This is a genomic window from Pseudomonas sp. NPDC089569, assembly GCF_050280625.1.
Lineage (GTDB): Bacteria > Pseudomonadota > Gammaproteobacteria > Pseudomonadales > Pseudomonadaceae > Aquipseudomonas.
In genome coordinates, this window is record NZ_JBNNVQ010000027.1 from 48,244 (window position 1) to 62,658 (window position 14,415).

A 14,415-nucleotide genomic window follows, 5' to 3' on the forward strand; every position below is an offset into this window, starting at 1 on the left:
CCTGGGACTCAAATCGTCTGTGGATGTCGCGCATCTATTTCGTACCAACTCGCCTTCTCACCGACGCAGCTGTGTTTCTGCTTCTTCACAGAGAACGGCGTATCCAGGGTAGCGATAGCAATCGAGATCCACTGCGAAAAAGCACCCTTGGAATCAGACCAGAAAAGCGAAGAGCCGCAGGTGCCGCAGAACCGGCGTGTTACGCCTTCGGATGACTCATAGCCCTTGAGTGCTTCTACACCGGTCAGGATCGAGACTGCCGAGGCCGGAGCGCTCGCGTAAGTCGCGAAGGCCGCGCCATGGCTTTTCCGGCACTTTCTGCAATGGCAATGGGTGACGGCTTTCAACGCTGTCGATATGCAATAGGTGACTGCACCGCAGAGGCAGCTGCCCTGAAAAAACTCATTCATGTTGCGGTGATCCTCTGATAGCGTCGCGCCACTTTAGCGCAGTGGGGCAAGAATCGGCGGGTTGCCTTGCGTGCCGCATCGACGTCGCGCTCGGTTCCCGCCGTGTCGCCCTCTGACTACCGACTCCCCCAACCACCACGGCCACAGTCAGCAAGACCATCCAATCCGCGACAAAAAACATTCCTGTTAACGACCCACCCATCGCAACCCTGCAAATCCAACCCCCTGTTTTCAAAGGGCTGGAGCCATTTTTCATGTGTGTTCTTGCAGTATTTTCTCTGTATACAAATAAAATACAAAGCATTGACGGTCCCCGAAACCCGTGCGAATCTGATTTCAACAACACTAATAAACGCAGTTTCGCTACCCCGGAGGTCTTTTGTGAAAAACGGCAAGAGCACTCTTTATGACGACCTCAAGCGCCAGATTCTCACGATGGAGCTCGATCCTGACGAGGCGCTGGACGAGGTGGCGATCAGCGAGCGCTATGGCCTTTCCAGGACGCCGGTGCGTGAGGTGTTCCGGCGTCTGGCCGGTGAGGGCTATATCGATATCCGCGAGAACCGCGGCGCGCGGGTGATTCCGATGAACCACTCGACCTTGCGCAACTTCTTCCTGGTGGCGCCGATGGTCTACGCGGCGATCGGTCGACTGGCGGTGCAGAACTTCAAGTCCCATCAGTTGGCCGACCTGAAGGAGACCCAGCGTCGTTTCCGCGCAGCAACGGTAGCGCGCGATGCCTTGATGATGGTGGTGGAGAACAATCGGTTCCACGCGATCATGGGTGAAATGGCCGGCAACCAGTATCTGGAGCCGAGCCTGGAGCGGTTGCTGATCGATCATGCGCGCATCGGTCATACGTTCTTCCGCCCTCGCGACGAGGATACCGAGCAACGCTTGCAACTTTCGGCCGAGCACCACGATTCATTCATTGTTGCCATCGAGAATCGTGACGAAAGTGCGGTGGTCGATCTGGTGTTCGAACACTGGGAACTTTCCCGTGAAAACATGGAAATGTTCATTGCGCCGCAAGGGATGAAGGCCGACTTGCCCTTTGTACTTAAATAATATTGATCCCGGCCCGATCAATATGAGTTTCTGCCAGCGAGGCAGACTGCATTGAGTGTTGGTTCAGGCATGAATCAACAGGCAATAAACGCTAAACCGGATGGTGGACTAAAAGTTTCGCACCACGGGCTTCTATTGTTTAGAGGCTAATAAAAACAGGTTTAACCAAAGATCGAGGAATGCCATGAACAAAATCTGGAAGGCAATTTGCGCGGTCGTGTTAATGGGCATGTTTATCCTGCCTGTTCACGCCGAGGAGAAAACCATTACTGTCGGGACTTTGTCCTGGGAAGATTTGACGCCCATTACCGGCATTACCAAGAAGGTGCTGGAAGATTCCGGTTATACGGTCAAGGTCATCGAGTTTTCCGAGTGGGGTATTGCCTACGCGGCACTGACCAAGGGTGATATCCAGGTGCTGGCGTCGCAAACCGACTATGCGGCACAGGACTACTGGAACAAGAACAAGAACCGCCTGGAAAAACTGTCGCCGGTTTCCTATGGCCTGTACCAGGCCATCGCCGTGCCCAAGTACGTCGACATCGACTCCATCGAACAGTTGAACGACAACGCCGACAAATTCGGCGGCAAGATCATCGGCATCGAACCGGGTTCCGGTCTGATGAGCGACGCCACCAAGGCCGTCAAGGATTATGGGATCAAGCTGCAACTGCTCGAAGGCAGTACGGCGGCCATGACGGCGGCCCTGAAGTCGGCGGTCGATCGCAAGGAGTGGGTGGCCGTGACCGTTTGGGAGCCGTCCTGGATGGCGCAGAAGTTTGATCTCAAGTTCCTGAAAGATCCGAAAGGCGTATTCCCTCCACCACAAGGCTACTACTGGATCGGCCATAAAGGTTTCTCCGAGGAGTACCCGCACGCCCGTGAAGTGATGGCGAGTGTTTATGTGCCGCTGGCTGATATCACCAATATCAACGGCCAGGTCAAGGACGGCAAAAGCATGGAGCAGGCCGTCAACGACTGGACGACCAAAAATGCCGATCTGCTGAAACGCTGGGAAAACATTAAAAAACCCTGACGCTACACTTTTTCATGCCACTGCCGAGTTTTGATCAATTAGAAAAACCAGCACAACTGGTTCAATAGGCAAACCAATGAATACAGTCCAAATAGACACCAACGAAGTACTCGTCGATTGTCAGTCAGTCTGGAAAATCTTCGGCCAGAACGCCAAGGCAGCGATGGATGCCGTGGTGCAAAAGGGACTCGGCAAGACACAGATCCTGCAGGATTACGGTTGTGTGGTCGGGGTATCCGACGTCAGCCTGCAGGTTCGTCGCGGCGAGATCTTCTGCATCATGGGACTGTCCGGCAGTGGCAAGTCCACCCTGATCAGGCTGCTCAACAAATTGATCACGCCCAGCTCCGGCAAGGTGCTGGTCAAGGGCAACGATCTGTCCGCCCTGTCTGCCGCGCAATTGCGCGAGGTGCGGGCGCGCAATATCGGCATGGTGTTCCAGAGCGTCGCCTTGCTGCCCAATCGCACGGTGTTGGAAAACACCGCATTCGGCCTGGAGGTACAGGGCGTCGGCAAGGCCGAGCGATACAAAGTGGCGGAGCGGGCGCTGGCCAAGGTCGGCCTGACAGACTGGGCGTCGCGTTATCCCAGTGAACTGTCGGGCGGGATGCAGCAGCGGGTCGGCCTGGCGCGGGCGATTACCGCGGACCCCGAAGTGATCCTCATGGACGAGCCCTTCAGTGCGCTGGACCCGTTGATTCGCCGGCAACTGCAGGACGAGTTTCGCCAGTTGACCAAGGAACTGGGCAAGTCCGCCGTGTTCATCACCCACGACCTGGACGAGGCGATTCGCATCGGCGACCGCATTGCGATCATGAAGGATGGTGTGATCATCCAGGTCGGCACCGCCGAGGAGATTGTCCTCAACCCGGCCGACGATTATGTAGCCGAGTTCGTCGCCGGCATCTCCCGCTTGCACCTGGTCAAGGCGCATTCGGTGATGACACCGGTGGCAGTGTTCCAGGCCGCTCATCCGGACTGCGACCTGTCCCGGTTGCCGAAAGCGTCGGCCGAGGCCGATATCAACGAACTGATCAGCCTGACCACGGCATCCGAACTCGACGCCGTCGTCGTGGTGAAAAACGCAGCAGTGGTGGGCGTCATCACACCGCGCGATCTGCTGCGCGGCGTACAAGGCCTGCCTAACGACAACGCAGCCGAACAGGCGAACACCGTCCTGGAGGCGTCGACATGAGTACGCCCGATTTTTCCGCGCAATTCGACTCGGCGGTCGACGCGGGCCTGGAGTGGCTTTCCGAGCATGGCGAGTCGGTCTTCGAGACCTTCAATACGTTGCTGCAGGGCATTTTCAAAGGCGTGCTGTGGTGCCTGGCCTACCCGCCGTTTTATGTCGTTGCAATCATCATCGGCCTGATCGGCTGGCGCATGGTCGGAGTCCGCTTCGCGGTGCTGTCGACCCTGGCGCTGTTCGCCTGTGCCGTCATCGGCTTATGGCCGGAAACCGTCAGCACCCTGGCGCTGGTGCTGACGGCTACGGTACTGGCGTTGCTGGTGGCCGTGCCGCTGGGTGTGCTGGCGGGCCTGGCGCCGGTGGTGGATCGCGTGGTCGACCCTTGCCTGGACCTGGTGCAGACCTTGCCGCCCTACATCTACCTGCTGCCGGCGATTGCGCTGCTCGGCTACGGTCCTGCGACTGCGCTGCTGGCGACCTTCATCGTCGCGGTGCCTCCGGCGTTGCGCCTGACCTCCCTGGGCATCCGCATGACACCCAAGGAGTTCATAGAACTGGGCGAGGCCAGCGGTGTGACCGGGTTGCAGATGTTCTTCAAGATCCGCTTGCCGTTCGCCATGCCGAGCATCATGGCCGGGGTCAATCAGAGCCTGATGATGGCGTTCGGCATGGTGGTGATTGCCGGCATTGTCGGCTCCGGCGGCCTGGGTGAATCGATCTACGGCGCGGTGCGTACGCTGGATATCGCCAAGTCGATCAACGCGGCGATTGCCATCGTGATTCTGACCATGATCCTCGACCGGCTCGCGCAAAGTGCGGCGCGGTCGCGGATGGGAGACAGTCAATGAGCCTTGCGGATATGCGTTTCTCTCCCGGCGAATTTCTCGCCCCCGCCATCGATTGGTTGAACGCCAATCTGCACGGTCTGTTCGTGCTGATCAGCAAGGTGATCGAGACGACCTTGGGCGGCATCGAAACCGCCTTGCTGGCGCCACCGGCCTATGCGCTGATTGCGGCGGTGGTGGTATTGGCGTTCTTCTTCGCCAGCCTGCGCGTGGCGATTTTTGCCGGGCTGATGTTGGCGTTCTGCCTGTTCTCGGGATTGTGGGTGGCGTCGATGCAGACTATCGCCCTGGTTTCGGTGGCGGTGCTGATTTCAGTGGCGGTCGCCTTTCCCCTGGGGGTGCTGGCGGCACGGGTCAAGCGGGTCGATGACGCGTTCCTGCCCATTCTCAACGTGATGCAGACCGTACCACCGTGGGTGTACCTGATTCCGGCCGTGATGTTGTTCAGCCTCGGCCGCGTGCCGGCCATCATTGCCACCATCGTCTATGGCATCCCGCCGATGCTGCGTCTGACCACGCTGGCGTTCAAGCAACTGCCCAAGGATCTGCTGGAGCTGGGCCAAGCGTTGGGCGCCTCGCCACGTTCGATTCTGTTCAAGATCGAATTGCCGACGGCCGCGCCGACGCTCCTGGTCGGGCTGAACCAATGCATCCTGCTGTCGCTGGCGATGGTGGTATTGGCAGGGTTGGTAGGCGCCGGTGGCCTTGGCGCGGAAGTTACCCGTGGCCTGACACGCATGGAGATGGGCCTGGGCCTTCGCGCCGGCCTGGCCATCGTGGCGGTCGCCTTGCTGCTCGATCGCTTGTCGCGCGGTGCCTTGCAACGTCATTCCCCACGGCAAATGGTCTGAGAGATTGTCAGCATGAGACGCAGTTTTTTCTGTATTGATTCACACGCCTGCGGCAACCCGGTGCGGGTTGTCGCAGGCGGAGGGCCGTTGCTGCCATCGGTGTCGATGGTCGAGCGACGGGAGATGTTCGTCCGTGAACATGACTGGGTACGCACCGCGCTGATGTTCGAGCCCCGTGGCCACGACATCATGTCCGGCGCGATTCTTTACCCGTCCGTGCGTGAAGATTGTGACGTCGGCGTGCTGTTCATCGAGGTCAGCGGCTGCCTGCCGATGTGTGGCGCCGGGACCATCGGCCTGGCCACCGTCGCCATCGAGGAAGGCCTGGTCGAACCACGCGAACCCGGCAAGCTGGCTATCGAAACGCCGGCGGGGCGGGTGGATGTCGAGTACGTCGTGGAGGGGCGGTCAGTCGAGTCGATTCGCTTGTTCAACGTCGCCAGCTACCTGCACAGCGCGGACCTGGTCGTGCAGGTCGAGGGCGTCGGGACGTTGAGCGTGGACATCGCCTACGGCGGCAATTTCTACGCAGTGGTCGAGCCCCAGCAAAACTGGACCGGGCTGGAAGGCATGAAGGCAGCGGACATTGTCGACCTGAGCCAGAAACTGCGCGAAGCGGTCGCCCTGGCCTGCCATCCCGTCCACCCGGACGACCCGCGCATCAATGGCGTGCACCACGTGATCTGGTGCGACAAGGCCCAAAGCCTCAACGCCCATGGTCGCTGTGCAGTGTTCTATGGTGAAAAAGCCATCGACCGCTCACCCGGCGGCACCGGGACATCGGCGCGCATGGCGCAGTTGTTCGGCAAGGGCCGCTTGAAGGTAGGGGATACGTTCCGCCATGAAAGCCTGATCGGGACGATCTTCGAAGGGAAGGTCGAGGCCGCGACCCGAGTGGGAGAATTCGACGGGATAAAACCGAGTATCAGCGGCTGGGCGGAAGTGATCGGCCACAACACAATTTTCGTCGATGAAAAAGATCCGCTTGCCCACGGGTTTCAACTTGCGTAAACAGAGCGCGCAGCGAGCCGATTGCGGCTCGCGGATTTCGGACTTTGCGCTCGGGAGTGACAGGTATCAAGGCGTTGAATCACAAGGTCGTCCAGGCGACGAAGCGAGGCGTGCGTTGGTAGAACGACGTCAGTTCAGCGGTGGCATGAAGGGTAAGAACCTGCGCTACCTCAAGGAGCACGAAGGCCAGTCGGTCCGGGCGAGGGCAGGCTTTTTGCTGCTGGAGCATTTTTCGTTGCCGGCCTTCACCCAGGCGCTCGATACCGTCGTCACCGCCAACCTGCTGCGACCGGAGCTGTTTTCCACGAAAACCTTCGGCTTGACCGATGGCGAAGTGATCAGCGATCTGGGGCTGGTGATCCGGCCCGATGCATGTCTGAGCCATGCCGAGATTCAGGCGCTGGATTTGCTGGTGGTGTGTGGCGGTTACCGCACGACGCTCAAGGCCGACGAGGCATTGATCGGGCTTTTGCACGACGCGGCCGAGCAGGGCGTAACCCTGGCGGGGCTGTGGAACGGTGCCTGGTTTCTCGGCCGTGCCGGGCTGCTGGACGGTTATCGTTGCGCCATTCACCCGGAGCATCGCCCGGCGCTGGCGGAAATCGCCAAGCTGACCCAGGTCACCAGCGAAGCCTATGTGGTGGACCGCGATCGCCTGACCGCCTCCAGTCCGAACGGTACGTTCTATATGGCGCTGGAATGGATCAGGGGCTTGCACGACAAGGCGTTGACCGACGGCATCGAAGACATTCTGGCGTTCGAGGCTTCACGCTACCGACGCATCAAGCCTTCGCTCAATGCCTCGGTCAGCGGCCCGCTGCGTGAGGTGGTCAACCTGATGGACGCCAACCTCGAAGAACCGCTGGAGATGGACGCGCTGTGCGTTTATGCGGGCCGTTCCCGGCGCCAGATCGAGCGTTTGTTCAAGGAGCAGTTGGGCACCACGCCGCAGCGCTACTACATGGACTTGCGCATCACCGAAGCGCGACGCCTGTTGCAGCACACCACACTGACCATCGTCGAAGTCTCGGTGGCCTGCGGATTCGTTTCGCCCAGCCACTTCAGCAAATGCTACAGCTCCTACTTCGGTTATCGGCCATCCAGGGAAACCCGGCTGGTCAAATAGCCCTGTCTTCCGATCGTTCCCACGCTCTGCGTGGGAACGCCTCAACGGACGCTCGGCGTTCGGCTCGGGAGGGGACGCGGAGCATCCCGGGCTGCATTCCCACGCGGAGCGTGGGAACGATCTATCACCCGGTTCCCTGATCGTTCCCATGCTCTGCGTGGGAACGCCTCAACGGACGCTCCGCGTTCGGCTCGGGAGGGGACGCGGAGCGTCCCGGGCTGCATTCCCACGCGGAGCGTGGGAACGATCTATCACCCGGTCTTCCGATCGTTCCCATGCTCCGCGTGGGAACGCCGCAACGGACGCTCCGCGTTCGGCTCTGGAGGGGACGCGGAGCCTCTCGGAAACCAACCCTCGACAACCACTCATCACCTGCCATTGAGCCCTGTTTCTTTTGTGTATTTTAATTGTAGACACAAAGAATAACGTTGTTTTATAGTTCGAATACAGGTAGTAGACAGTGCTCACTCACCCGTACGAAGGTTTCTGAAGATGGCTACAAAAGAACTCGATCAGCAGGTTTCCAGCGATTTGCCTGTCGACCGCAAAGCCGTGTTGGGCGAAGCGCTGCGGCGCCGGATCCTGAGCATGGAGCTGGCACCCGGCGCCGTCGTGGATGAGCTGGCCTTGTGCGACGAGTTCGGGCTGTCCCGTCCACCGGTTCGTGAACTGATGCGGCAAATGGCGGCCGAGGGTTACATCGATCTGGAAGCCAACCGCGCAGCGCGGGTTTCTTCGATGAACTATCAATCGCTGCGCAGCTTTTTCCTTGCCGCGCCACTGATCTACATCGCCACCACGCAATTGGCCGCGACCCACGCAACGGCTGCCGAGATTGCCGAACTCAAGCGTATCCAGGCGCTTTTCCGCACCGCCATCGAAGAAAAGGATGTCGAGAAGCGCGTGCTCTACAACGACGAATTCCACCTGCAAATCGGCAGGATGGCGCACAACGCCTACCTGATGCCGAGCTTGCAGCGCCTGCTGATCGATCACGCACGGCTGGGCAAGATTTTCTATCGCCACCCGACAACCGCCGACATGCAGGAAGACCTGGAGCTGGCGGCCGGGCAGCACGACGAAATGATCAGCGCCATTGAAAACAATGATCCGGTTCTGGCCGGGGATATCGTGCGCGCGCATCTGGAGCTGTCCCGTCGACGGATGTCCGAATACGCCGCGCCGGAAGGATTGGAAGTGGCACTCAACTACTGAAAGCAAGGCCGGTTGCACTGGCAGAACCAGCACTCGCACCGTGACGGGATCGTGCACAAGGGACGCTTTCAGGGATTACAACGATAAAAGAACCCAGGTCACGAAAATGGCAAAGATCAGATACACACCCGCAGACGACTCCACTTGCGGCTGGTTCCACCTGAGTCCACCCAGGGTGGCGCGTGCGTCTCACACCGGTATTCGTTCGGCGCGTTGGGTGGTGGTGGGAGCCGGGTTCACCGGGCTGGCAGCGGCTCGGCAACTGGCACTGAATTTTCCGGATGACGAGATCGTCCTGATCGAGGCCCAGGAAGTCGGTTACGGTGCTTCCGGTAGAAACGCCGGCTTCGCCATCGACCTGCCGCACGATATCGGTGCCGACGATTACATCGGCGATATCAAGACGGCCAGGATCAGCATGGAGTTGAACCTGACCGGACAATCGATCCTTAAAAGCCTGGTGGAAAAGCACCGGATTCAATGCCAGTTCAGCATGTGCGGCAAGTATCAGGCGGCCATTGAGGATCGCGGCATTGCGGTGCTGGATGCCTATCGCCGTGGGCTGGACAAGCTCGGTCAGGATTACGAGATGATCGAGCAGAAAGACTTGCCCGATCACATCGGCACCCACTTCTATCGCAAGGCCCTGTTTACCCCTGGCACTGCGCTCATCCAGCCGGCTGCGCTGGTCAAGGGGCTGGCAGACAGCCTGCCGGCCAACGTCACACTGTACGAAAACACTCCCATTACCGAGGTGGAGTATGGCGACAAGACCATCCTCACTCACAAGTTCGGCCGCATCGTTGCCGACAAGTTGCTGCTGACCAACAACGCGTTCGCCATGAGCTTCGGCTTCCTCAAAGGCCGCATGCTGCCGATTTTCACCTACGCCAGCCTGACCCGGCCGTTGACGCAGGAAGAACAGGCGCGCCTGGGCGGGCGGCCTTACTGGGGGGTGATTCCCGCCGATCCATTCGGCACCACCCTGCGCCGGACCCCGGACAACCGCCTGCTGGTGCGCAACAGCTTCAGCTTCAATGCCGACGGCCGCAGCCATGCCAAATACCTGCAGCGCTTCAATCAACGGCACAAGGAATCCTTCGAGCGCCGATTCCCGATGCTCCCCGACGTTGGCTTCGAGTACACCTGGGGCGGTTCGCTGGCGATGTCCCGCAACCACATGGCGCATTTCGGCCAATTGGCCGACAACGTTTACGGCGCGTTGTGCTGCAACGGGCTCGGGGTCACGCGGGGTACGGTGACGGGCACCTTGCTGGCGGACTGGCTGGCAGGCAAACGCAACCCTCTGATCGATTTTCTGTTGGCTTCTCCGGGACCGAACAGAAACCCGCCCGAGCCGATTCTGTCGGCCGGCGTGAACATGAACCTGATGTGGGGCCAATGCCGCGCAGGAAAGGAAAGCTGATCAAGTAACACGCGTTATAGATAGTTCGAATTCAAACGATTGACCGGAAGTTTCCGGCTCCGTGGGTTTATCCACGGCGGTGGACTGTTTCCGATCAAGACGGCTTTCGTTTGCCCGGAATTCGGGTTTGCGTTTGCGTTATTCGAATGAACGAGGCGAAACGGGAGACAATAATGACAAGTCCTAATACATCCATCGAGGATGTTCCTCTGAATAACTTTCACCGTTTATTGACGGCCCGTTCGGGAGGCGGGTCGTTTATCGACGGTTATGTATTGAGCATTATCGGCATTGCCATGATGCAAGTTACAACGGCATTGAACCTGAGCGAGTTCTGGCAGGGGATGATTGCGGCATCGGCGTTGATGGGCGTGTTCTTTGGCGGTTTTATCGGTGGCTGGCTGACCGACAAGTTAGGCCGCAAGACCGTTTATTTTATCGGCCCGTCGTTATTCATTGTTTGTTCGCTGGCGCAATTGTGGGTTGAGTCGGCCGTAGCTTTATTTGCCTTCAGGTTCATTATCGGTCTGGCGGTGGGCATCGAATATCCGGTGGCCACTTCCTTGTTGGTGGAGTTCCTGCCAAAGAAACAGCGCGGACCGCGACTCGCAGCCCTCACCATCCTCTGGTTTGCCGGTGCGGCCTTCGCTTACATCGTCGGTAACGCCATTCTCAATACGGGCGGCGACGATGCCTGGCGCTATGCATTGGCAAGCGCCTCGGTCATTGGCCTGGTGCTGTTGCTGCTGCGCATCGGCACACCGGAGTCCGCCCGCTGGCTATTGAGCAAAGGTCGCCAGCGCGACGCCGAGCAAGTGATCAAGCGTGTCTATGGCCCGAACTATTCGCTGCGCGATCTGCCGGAGCAGCCAGACGAAAAGAAAATGACGTTCGGTGACTTGCTGCGTTCCGGTTATGGCAAGCGGCTGTTCTTTGTCTCGGTGTTCTGGTCGTGCTCGATCATTCCGGTCTTCGCCGTTTATGCCTTTGCCCCCAAGGTTCTGCTGGCGTTGAATCTCAAAGGCGAGTGGGCTTCCTACGGCTCCATGGCCATTACCTTGTTGTTCGTAGTGGGCTGCGTACTCGCAACAAGGCTGATCAATGTGATCGGGCGACGCAGCATGCTGATCAACAGTTTTCTCTGGTCAGGACTTTCGTTGTTGATGCTGGCGGTGTTCTCCAACGGCAACGAAATGCTCGTGCTGTTCCTGTTCGGTGCCTATGCGGTGTTTATCGGTGGGGCACAGGTCCTGCAACTGGTCTATCCCAACGAACTCTTTCCAACGGAAATCCGTGCCTTTGCCGTCGGCATCGGCACGTCGCTGTCCCGTGTCGGCGCGGCGGTCGGCACTTACCTCGTTCCTGTTTCCCTTCAGACACTGGGTATCGGCAACACCATGTATGTGGCGGCGCTGGTCACCTTTATCGGACTGATCGCGGCATGGGCCATGGCCCCGGAAACACGCTCGCTGAACCTGCGCGATGCGGCGGCGTTGAGCAGTTGAACCATCCTTGATATCGATAGAGAGGCAATCATGAAGTTCGAAGGCATTTATACCCCGGCAATCACTCCCCTGACGGCGAACGGCGAGATCGACACATCGGCATTTGCCGAGGTCCTCGAACACCTGATCGAGTCGAAGGTACACGGCATCATCATCGGCGGTTCGACCGGCGAGTACTACGCCCACACCGCCCAGGAACGCATTGCACTGGCCGCCCAGGCCAAGGACGTCATCGGCGGGCGATTGCCGCTGGTGATCGGCACCGGCGCCATCCGCACCGAAGACTCGGTTGAATACGCCAAGGCCGCCCGCGCGATCAAGGCCGATGCGATCCTGGTCGGCTCGCCGCCCTATGCGCTGCCGACCGAGAAGGAAAACGCCATCCACGCGCTGACCGTCGACCGCGCCGCCGACCTGCCGATCATGCTCTACAACTACCCGGCACGCATGGGCGTGAACATGGGCGAGGCGTATTTCGAGGCGGTGTCCGAGTCGAAAAACATCGTCGCCATCAAGGAAAGCTCCGGCGACATGGCGCAAGTGCACAGGCTGGCGCGCAACTACCCGAACATCAGCCTGTCCTGCGGCTGGGACGATCAGGCGCTGGAATTCTTTGCCTGGGGTGCACGCAGCTGGGTCTGCGCTGGTTCCAACTTCATCCCCCGCGAACACGTGGCGCTGTACGAAGCCTGCGTGGTCGAAAAGGACTTCGACAAGGGGCGCAGGATCATGAGCGCGTTCATGCCGCTGATGGACTTCCTGGAAAGCGGCAAGTTCGTCCAGTCGATCAAGTACGGCTGCGAACTCAACGGCCTGCGCACCGGCAGCGTGCGGTCGCCGTTGCAACCACTGTACGAACACGAAAAGCAGGCCCTCAAAGACATCATCGCCACCCTCAAGCGCGAAGTCGCGCAAGTGACCGGGAGTTCGAACAATGGCTGATCTTCTCAGTGCGGCCGACTACGCCGCCATCGCGCAGAAACTGAAGTTCCCGACCGAATCCTTCGTCAACGGCGCGCCGTACAGGTCGGTATCGGGCAAGACCTTCACCACCACCAACCCGGCCACCGATGAAGTGCTGGCCGAGATCACGGCGTGCAATGCACAAGACGTCGACTTTGCCGTGGCCAGGGCCAAGGAGGCGTTCGATGACGGTCGCTGGCACAAGCTGAGCCCCGGCGAGCGCAAGAAAGTGCTGTTGCGTTTCACCGAGCTGTTGGAGCAGAACGCCCACGAGCTGGCGGTCATGGAAAGCCTGGACAGCGGCAAACCCATTCGCGAATGCCAGCTCACGGACATTCCCGAAACCATTCACACGATCCGCTGGCACGCCGAGCTGATCGACAAGATCTACGACAACACCGCACCGGTCGGCGCCGGCGCCTTGACCCTGGTGGTGCGCGAGGCCATTGGTGTCGTAGGCCTGGTGTTGCCGTGGAACTTTCCGCTGCTGATGCTGGCGTGGAAAATCGGCCCGTCCCTGGCCGCCGGCTGCTCGATCATCGTCAAACCGGCCAAGGAAACCACGCTGACAGCCCTGCGTGTCGCCGAGCTTGCCCATCAGGCCGGCGTGCCTGCCGGCGTGTTCAACGTATTGTCCGGCGGCGGCAGTGAAGTTGGGGAACCGTTGGGGCGGCACATGGACGTGTCCATGGTCAGCTTCACCGGTTCGACGGCCACCGGTCGGCGCTTCCTCAACTACGCCGCCGATTCGAACCTCAAGCGCATCGTGCTCGAGTGCGGCGGCAAGAACCCGGCCGTGGTGATGAACGACGTCGAAGACCTGGACCTGGTCGCCAGCCATGTGGTCAACGGCGCCTTCTGGAACATGGGGGAGAACTGCTCGGCCTCCTCGCGCCTGATTGTCCATGCCGACATCAAGGACGAGCTGTTGAAGCGCATCGGCGTGCACATGCGCGAATGGCAGATGGGCAGCCCGCTGGACCCGCAAAACCGCGTCGGTTCCATGGTCAGCAAGGCGCATTTCGAGAAGGTTCGTTCCTACCTGCAGCACGCCGCCGTCGAGAAGCTGAATGTGGTCTTCGGTGGCAACACCGAGCGCGACATCTTTGTCGAGCCGACGGTGGTCGATGACGTGAGCGCCCAAAGCCGCCTGTTCCAGGAAGAGATCTTCGGCCCGGTGTTGGCCGTTACGACCTTCACCACCCTAGAGCAGGCCATCGCCCTGGCCAATGACTCGGTCTACGGCCTGGCAGCGTCGGTCTATACCGACAACCTGCGTAACGCCATCAAGCTGTCACGGGAAATCCGCGCGGGCGTGGTAACGGTCAACTGTTTTGGCGAGGGTGATGCGTCCACGCCATTCGGGGGCTACAAGGAATCCGGCTTCGGTGGTCGCGACAAATCGATCTGGGCGCACGATCAGTACACCGAGATCAAGACAATCTGGATCGACGCGTCGTAGGAGCAAGCCTGGCCCGCGAAGGCGTCCTCGAGTCATGCAGCGCGATTGAAAACGCCTTCGCCCGTAGGAGCGAGGCTTGCCCGCGAAGGCGGCCTCGAGCCATGCGGTGCCATTGAAAACGCCTTCGCCCGTAGGAGCGAGGCTTGCCCGCGAAGGCGGCCTCAAGTCATGCCGCGCCATTGAAAACGCCTTCGCCCGTAGGAGCGAGGCTGAACTGGTCAAGTAATTCTGGACACCAGTTAAGGTTTTCACGCCGCCAATTTCTCCATAGCTACCGGCGATCGGTAGCCGTTGTAGCTATGGAG

Annotated in this window: 13 protein-coding genes; 12 read left to right on the forward strand and 1 reads right to left on the reverse strand. The window is 59.7% G+C overall.

The window, feature by feature from the left end; all coding sequences use genetic code 11:
• Positions 1-8: 8 nt before the first annotated feature.
• Complete coding sequence (locus ACQKP2_RS13845) at positions 9-410, reverse strand: GFA family protein (protein WP_427577182.1); 402 nt, start codon at positions 408-410, stop codon at positions 9-11.
• Positions 411-791: 381 nt separating this feature from the next.
• On the opposite strand from ACQKP2_RS13845, the gene ACQKP2_RS13850 reads away from it, so the two are divergent.
• From ACQKP2_RS13850 to ACQKP2_RS13905, 12 genes are all read left to right on the forward strand, one after another.
• Positions 792-1,478, forward strand: coding sequence for a GntR family transcriptional regulator (locus ACQKP2_RS13850; protein WP_427577183.1), 687 nt, complete (start codon positions 792-794; stop codon positions 1,476-1,478).
• Between the two features lie 184 nt (positions 1,479-1,662).
• Positions 1,663-2,514 carry a glycine betaine ABC transporter substrate-binding protein gene (locus ACQKP2_RS13855; RefSeq protein ID WP_427577184.1) on the forward strand — a complete coding sequence of 284 codons (852 nt, stop codon included), beginning with the start codon at positions 1,663-1,665 and terminating at the stop codon, positions 2,512-2,514.
• 76 nt (positions 2,515-2,590) lie between these two features.
• Positions 2,591-3,709 carry a quaternary amine ABC transporter ATP-binding protein gene (locus ACQKP2_RS13860; RefSeq protein WP_427577185.1) on the forward strand — a complete coding sequence of 373 codons (1,119 nt, stop codon included), beginning with the start codon at positions 2,591-2,593 and terminating at the stop codon, positions 3,707-3,709.
• Positions 3,706-4,554, forward strand: coding sequence for an ABC transporter permease (locus ACQKP2_RS13865; RefSeq protein WP_427577186.1), 849 nt, complete (start codon positions 3,706-3,708; stop codon positions 4,552-4,554). Before ACQKP2_RS13860 ends, ACQKP2_RS13865 begins: the two co-directional genes overlap by 4 nt.
• Complete coding sequence (locus ACQKP2_RS13870) at positions 4,551-5,402, forward strand: ABC transporter permease (protein WP_427577187.1); 852 nt, start codon at positions 4,551-4,553, stop codon at positions 5,400-5,402. The genes ACQKP2_RS13865 and ACQKP2_RS13870 overlap by 4 nt, the downstream gene beginning before the upstream one ends.
• Before the next feature lie 12 nt (positions 5,403-5,414).
• The gene (locus ACQKP2_RS13875; RefSeq protein ID WP_427577189.1) at positions 5,415-6,413 is read left to right on the forward strand and encodes a 4-hydroxyproline epimerase; all 999 of its coding nucleotides are present in this window, start codon (positions 5,415-5,417) and stop codon (positions 6,411-6,413) included.
• Positions 6,414-6,528: 115 nt separating this feature from the next.
• Positions 6,529-7,539: a GlxA family transcriptional regulator gene (locus ACQKP2_RS13880; protein ID WP_427577190.1), complete on the forward strand. Its 1,011-nt coding sequence runs from the start codon at positions 6,529-6,531 to the stop codon at positions 7,537-7,539.
• Positions 7,540-8,031: 492 nt separating this feature from the next.
• Positions 8,032-8,754 (forward strand): GntR family transcriptional regulator, encoded by a 723-nt coding sequence (locus ACQKP2_RS13885; protein WP_427577191.1) that lies wholly within the window; start codon positions 8,032-8,034, stop codon positions 8,752-8,754.
• Between the two features lie 106 nt (positions 8,755-8,860).
• Positions 8,861-10,180, forward strand: a complete 1,320-nt coding sequence (locus ACQKP2_RS13890; RefSeq protein WP_427577192.1) for an NAD(P)/FAD-dependent oxidoreductase — start codon at positions 8,861-8,863, stop codon at positions 10,178-10,180.
• 173 nt (positions 10,181-10,353) lie between these two features.
• The gene (locus ACQKP2_RS13895) at positions 10,354-11,685 is read left to right on the forward strand and encodes an MFS transporter (protein WP_427577194.1); all 1,332 of its coding nucleotides are present in this window, start codon (positions 10,354-10,356) and stop codon (positions 11,683-11,685) included.
• 30 nt (positions 11,686-11,715) lie between these two features.
• Positions 11,716-12,627 carry a dihydrodipicolinate synthase family protein gene (locus ACQKP2_RS13900; RefSeq protein ID WP_427577195.1) on the forward strand — a complete coding sequence of 304 codons (912 nt, stop codon included), beginning with the start codon at positions 11,716-11,718 and terminating at the stop codon, positions 12,625-12,627.
• A complete protein-coding gene (locus ACQKP2_RS13905; RefSeq protein WP_427577196.1) occupies positions 12,620-14,110 on the forward strand; it encodes an aldehyde dehydrogenase in 1,491 nt (496 codons plus the stop codon). Before ACQKP2_RS13900 ends, ACQKP2_RS13905 begins: the two co-directional genes overlap by 8 nt.
• Positions 14,111-14,415: the final 305 nt, after the last annotated feature.

Coding starts and splice junctions, on each gene's coding strand:
- ACQKP2_RS13855 (WP_427577184.1), top strand. CDS start 1,663: ATGAACAAAATCTGGAAGGCAATTTGCGCGGTCGTGTTAATGGGCATG.
- ACQKP2_RS13905 (WP_427577196.1), top strand. CDS start 12,620: ATGGCTGATCTTCTCAGTGCGGCCGACTACGCCGCCATCGCGCAGAAA.
- ACQKP2_RS13885 (WP_427577191.1), top strand. CDS start 8,032: ATGGCTACAAAAGAACTCGATCAGCAGGTTTCCAGCGATTTGCCTGTC.
- ACQKP2_RS13875 (WP_427577189.1), top strand. CDS start 5,415: ATGAGACGCAGTTTTTTCTGTATTGATTCACACGCCTGCGGCAACCCG.
- ACQKP2_RS13900 (WP_427577195.1), top strand. CDS start 11,716: ATGAAGTTCGAAGGCATTTATACCCCGGCAATCACTCCCCTGACGGCG.
- ACQKP2_RS13860 (WP_427577185.1), top strand. CDS start 2,591: ATGAATACAGTCCAAATAGACACCAACGAAGTACTCGTCGATTGTCAG.
- ACQKP2_RS13845 (WP_427577182.1), bottom strand. CDS start 410: ATGAATGAGTTTTTTCAGGGCAGCTGCCTCTGCGGTGCAGTCACCTAT.
- ACQKP2_RS13890 (WP_427577192.1), top strand. CDS start 8,861: ATGGCAAAGATCAGATACACACCCGCAGACGACTCCACTTGCGGCTGG.
- ACQKP2_RS13870 (WP_427577187.1), top strand. CDS start 4,551: ATGAGCCTTGCGGATATGCGTTTCTCTCCCGGCGAATTTCTCGCCCCC.
- ACQKP2_RS13865 (WP_427577186.1), top strand. CDS start 3,706: ATGAGTACGCCCGATTTTTCCGCGCAATTCGACTCGGCGGTCGACGCG.
- ACQKP2_RS13895 (WP_427577194.1), top strand. CDS start 10,354: ATGACAAGTCCTAATACATCCATCGAGGATGTTCCTCTGAATAACTTT.